The organism is Streptococcus oralis (assembly GCF_001075675.1).
GTDB classification, from domain to species: Bacteria; Bacillota; Bacilli; order Lactobacillales; family Streptococcaceae; genus Streptococcus; species Streptococcus oralis_V.
In genome coordinates this window covers 1-5204 of record NZ_JUNW01000060.1, presented here as the reverse complement: position 1 = coordinate 5204, position 5204 = coordinate 1, and the positions used below count along the sequence as shown (strand labels likewise).

The window sequence follows — 5204 nt, the reverse complement described above, 5'->3', positions numbered from 1 at the left end:
ATGGGAGTTAACGGGATCGAACCGCTGACCCTCTGCTTGTAAGGCAGATGCTCTCCCAGCTGAGCTAAACTCCCAAAGGGCGGAGTCTAGCTCAGCCAACGGTAAGAAACTTCGTTTCTCTCATCCGCCGATTGTAATTTCGATTTCCTCTCAATTACAACTAAGCTAAACTCCCTCGAGCTAAGCGACTTCCATATCTCACAGGGGGCAACCCCCAACTACTTCCGGCGTTCTAGGGCTTAACTGCTGTGTTCGGCATGGGTACAGGTGTATCTCCTAGGCTATCGTCACTTAACTCTGAGTAATACCTACTCAAAATTGAATATCTATCAAATACCAAGAAAACCTCACACTTCGTATTCTCAGTTACTTTGGATAAGTCCTCGAGCTATTAGTATTAGTCCGCTACATGTGTCGCCACACTTCCACTTCTAACCTATCTACCTGATCATCTCTCAGGGCTCTTACTGATATAAAATCATGGGAAATCTCATCTTGAGGTGGGTTTCACACTTAGATGCTTTCAGCGTTTATCCCTTCCCTACATAGCTACCCAGCGATGCCTTTGGCAAGACAACTGGTACACCAGCGGTAAGTCCACTCTGGTCCTCTCGTACTAGGAGCAGATCCTCTCAAATTTCCTACGCCCGCGACGGATAGGGACCGAACTGTCTCACGACGTTCTGAACCCAGCTCGCGTGCCGCTTTAATGGGCGAACAGCCCAACCCTTGGGACCGACTACAGCCCCAGGATGCGACGAGCCGACATCGAGGTGCCAAACCTCCCCGTCGATGTGAACTCTTGGGGGAGATAAGCCTGTTATCCCCAGGGTAGCTTTTATCCGTTGAGCGATGGCCCTTCCATACGGAACCACCGGATCACTAAGCCCGACTTTCGTCCCTGCTCGAGTTGTAGCTCTCGCAGTCAAGCTCCCTTATACCTTTACACTCTGCGAATGATTTCCAACCATTCTGAGGGAACCTTTGGGCGCCTCCGTTACCTTTTAGGAGGCGACCGCCCCAGTCAAACTGCCCGTCAGACACTGTCTCCGATAGGGATAACCTATCCGGGTTAGAGTGGCCATAACACAAGGGTAGTATCCCAACAACGTCTCCTTCGAAACTGGCGTCCCGATCTCATAGACTCCTACCTATCCTGTACATGTGGTACAGACACTCAATATCAAACTGCAGTAAAGCTCCATGGGGTCTTTCCGTCCTGTCGCGGGTAACCTGCATCTTCACAGGTACTAAAATTTCACCGAGTCTCTCGTTGAGACAGTGCCCAAATCATTACGCCTTTCGTGCGGGTCGGAACTTACCCGACAAGGAATTTCGCTACCTTAGGACCGTTATAGTTACGGCCGCCGTTTACTGGGGCTTCAATTCATACCTTCGCTTACGCTAAGCACTCCTCTTAACCTTCCAGCACCGGGCAGGCGTCACCCCCTATACATCATCTTACGATTTAGCAGAGAGCTGTGTTTTTGATAAACAGTTGCTTGGGCCTATTCACTGCGGCTGACGTAAAGTCAGCACCCCTTCTCCCGAAGTTACGGGGTCATTTTGCCGAGTTCCTTAACGAGAGTTCTCTCGCTCACCTGAGGCTACTCGCCTCGACTACCTGTGTCGGTTTGCGGTACGGGTAGAGTATGTTTAAACGCTAGAAGCTTTTCTTGGCAGTGTGACGTCACTAACTTCGCTACTAAACTTCGCTCCCCATCACAGCTCAATGTTATAGAACTAAGCATTTGACTCAATTCACACCTCACTGCTTAGACAGACTCTTCCATTCGTCTGCTTTAGTTAGCCTACTGCGTCCCTCCATCACTACATACTCTAGTACAGGAATATCAACCTGTTGTCCATCGGATACACCTTTCGGTCTCTCCTTAGGTCCCGACTAACCCAGGGCGGACGAGCCTTCCCCTGGAAACCTTAGTCTTACGGTGGACAGGATTCTCACCTGTCTTTCGCTACTCATACCGGCATTCTCACTTCTATGCGTTCCAGCACTCCTCACGGTATACCTTCTTCACACATAGAACGCTCTCCTACCATACCTATAAAGGTATCCACAGCTTCGGTAAATTGTTTTAGCCCCGGTACATTTTCGGCGCAGGGTCACTCGACTAGTGAGCTATTACGCACTCTTTGAATGAATAGCTGCTTCTAAGCTAACATCCTAGTTGTCTGTGCAACCCCACATCCTTTTCCACTTAACAATTATTTTGGGACCTTAGCTGGTGGTCTGGGCTGTTTCCCTTTCGACTACGGATCTTAGCACTCGCAGTCTGACTGCCGACCATAATTCATTGGCATTCGGAGTTTATCTGAGATTGGTAATCCGGGATGGACCCCTCACCCAAACAGTGCTCTACCTCCAAGAATCTTTATGTCGACGCTAGCCCTAAAGCTATTTCGGAGAGAACCAGCTATCTCCAAGTTCGTTTGGAATTTCTCCGCTACCCACAAGTCATCCAAGCACTTTTCAACGTGCCCTGGTTCGGTCCTCCAGTGCGTCTTACCGCACCTTCAACCTGCTCATGGGTAGGTCACATGGTTTCGGGTCTACGACATGATACTAATTCGCCCTATTCAGACTCGGTTTCCCTGCGGCTCCGTCTCTTCAACTTAACCTCGCATCATATCGTAACTCGCCGGTTCATTCTACAAAAGGCACGCTCTCACCCATTAACGGGCTCGAACTTGTTGTAGGCACACGGTTTCAGGTTCTATTTCACTCCCCTCCCGGGGTGCTTTTCACCTTTCCCTCACGGTACTGGTTCACTATCGGTCACTAGGGAGTATTTAGGGTTGGGAGATGGTCCTCCCAGATTCCGACGGGATTTCACGTGTCCCGCCGTACTCAGGATACTGCTAGGTACAAAGACTATTTTAAATACGAGGCTATTACTCTCTTTGGCTGATCTTCCCAAATCATTCTTCTATAATCTTTGAGTCCACATTGCAGTCCTACAACCCCGAAGAGTAAACTCTTCGGTTTGCCCTCCTGCCGTTTCGCTCGCCGCTACTAAGGCAATCGCTTTTGCTTTCTCTTCCTGCAGCTACTTAGATGTTTCAGTTCACTGCGTCTTCCTCCTCACATCCTTAACAGATGCGGGTAACAGGTAGTACCTGTTGGGTTCCCCCATTCGGAAATCCCTGGATCATCGCTTACTTACAGCTACCCAAGGCATATCGTCGTTTGTCACGTCCTTCTTCGGCTCCTAGTGCCAAGGCATCCACCGTGCGCCCTTATTAACTTAACCTTATTTTTTGACCTTTCAGTCATAAACTCTTTTAATACTACAGCGTTTCGGTTTATTTTCTTGTTACTATTTGATATAGATATTCAATTTTCAATGTGCATTACTTGGTGATCTCTCACCAATGGAGCCTAGCGGGATCGAACCGCTGACCTCCTGCGTGCAAAGCAGGCGCTCTCCCAGCTGAGCTAAGGCCCCACAAGACCTCTCAAGACTAAACAAGACCAATGTGCAGTTCCTTATCCTTAGAAAGGAGGTGATCCAGCCGCACCTTCCGATACGGCTACCTTGTTACGACTTCACCCCAATCATCTATCCCACCTTAGGCGGCTGGCTCCTAAAAGGTTACCTCACCGACTTCGGGTGTTACAAACTCTCGTGGTGTGACGGGCGGTGTGTACAAGGCCCGGGAACGTATTCACCGCGGCGTGCTGATCCGCGATTACTAGCGATTCCGACTTCATGTAGGCGAGTTGCAGCCTACAATCCGAACTGAGACTGGCTTTAAGAGATTAGCTTGCCGTCACCGGCTTGCGACTCGTTGTACCAGCCATTGTAGCACGTGTGTAGCCCAGGTCATAAGGGGCATGATGATTTGACGTCATCCCCACCTTCCTCCGGTTTATTACCGGCAGTCTCGCTAGAGTGCCCAACTGAATGATGGCAACTAACAATAGGGGTTGCGCTCGTTGCGGGACTTAACCCAACATCTCACGACACGAGCTGACGACAACCATGCACCACCTGTCACCTCTGTCCCGAAGGAAAACTCTATCTCTAGAGCGGTCAGAGGGATGTCAAGACCTGGTAAGGTTCTTCGCGTTGCTTCGAATTAAACCACATGCTCCACCGCTTGTGCGGGCCCCCGTCAATTCCTTTGAGTTTCAACCTTGCGGTCGTACTCCCCAGGCGGAGTGCTTAATGCGTTAGCTGCGGCACTAAACCCCGGAAAGGGTCTAACACCTAGCACTCATCGTTTACGGCGTGGACTACCAGGGTATCTAATCCTGTTTGCTCCCCACGCTTTCGAGCCTCAGCGTCAGTTACAAGCCAGAGAGCCGCTTTCGCCACCGGTGTTCCTCCATATATCTACGCATTTCACCGCTACACATGGAATTCCACTCTCCCCTCTTGCACTCAAGTTAAACAGTTTCCAAAGCGTACTATGGTTAAGCCACAGCCTTTAACTTCAGACTTATCTAACCGCCTGCGCTCGCTTTACGCCCAATAAATCCGGACAACGCTCGGGACCTACGTATTACCGCGGCTGCTGGCACGTAGTTAGCCGTCCCTTTCTGGTAAGATACCGTCACAGTGTGAACTTTCCACTCTCACACTCGTTCTTCTCTTACAACAGAGCTTTACGATCCGAAAACCTTCTTCACTCACGCGGCGTTGCTCGGTCAGACTTCCGTCCATTGCCGAAGATTCCCTACTGCTGCCTCCCGTAGGAGTCTGGGCCGTGTCTCAGTCCCAGTGTGGCCGATCACCCTCTCAGGTCGGCTATGTATCGTCGCCTTGGTGAGCCGTTACCTCACCAACTAGCTAATACAACGCAGGTCCATCTGGTAGTGATGCAATTGCACCTTTTAAGCAAATGTCATGCAACATCTACTATTATGCGGTATTAGCTATCGTTTCCAATAGTTATCCCCCGCTACCAGGCAGGTTACCTACGCGTTACTCACCCGTTCGCAACTCATCCAAGAAGAGCAAGCTCCTCTCTTCAGCGTTCTACTTGCATGTATTAGGCACGCCGCCAGCGTTCGTCCTGAGCCAGGATCAAACTCTCATTAAAAGTTTGAGTTCTCACTCATTTCTGTCACTGACAGATTTATTGTTTTTTCATTGTTCAGTACTATAACTTCAGTTATAGTGCCCTGCACATTGGTTCGTCTTGTTCAGTTTTCAAAGGTCTTTGTCACTCATTCTCTC

Annotated in this window: 2 tRNA genes and 3 rRNA genes; all 5 read right to left on the bottom strand. The window is 49.8% G+C overall.

The features are described 5' to 3' along the window. Position 1: 1 nt before the first annotated feature. The 5 genes from ADM50_RS09210 to ADM50_RS09190 all read right to left on the bottom strand — a co-directional run bounded on the left by ADM50_RS09210 (position 2) and on the right by ADM50_RS09190 (position 5067). Positions 2-74: transfer RNA gene (locus tag ADM50_RS09210), tRNA-Val, on the bottom strand. 105 nt (positions 75-179) lie between these two features. Beyond that, a 5S ribosomal RNA gene (gene rrf, locus ADM50_RS09205) occupies positions 180-295 on the bottom strand. A 76-nt stretch (positions 296-371) separates the two neighbouring features. Further along, positions 372-3272: ribosomal RNA gene (locus ADM50_RS09200) — 23S ribosomal RNA — on the bottom strand. 122 nt (positions 3273-3394) lie between these two features. Beyond that, a tRNA-Ala gene (locus tag ADM50_RS09195) sits at positions 3395-3467 on the bottom strand. 51 nt (positions 3468-3518) lie between these two features. Further along, a 16S ribosomal RNA gene (locus ADM50_RS09190) occupies positions 3519-5067 on the bottom strand. Together the 16S, 23S and 5S rRNA genes with 2 tRNA genes alongside form the textbook arrangement of a ribosomal RNA operon. Positions 5068-5204: the final 137 nt, after the last annotated feature.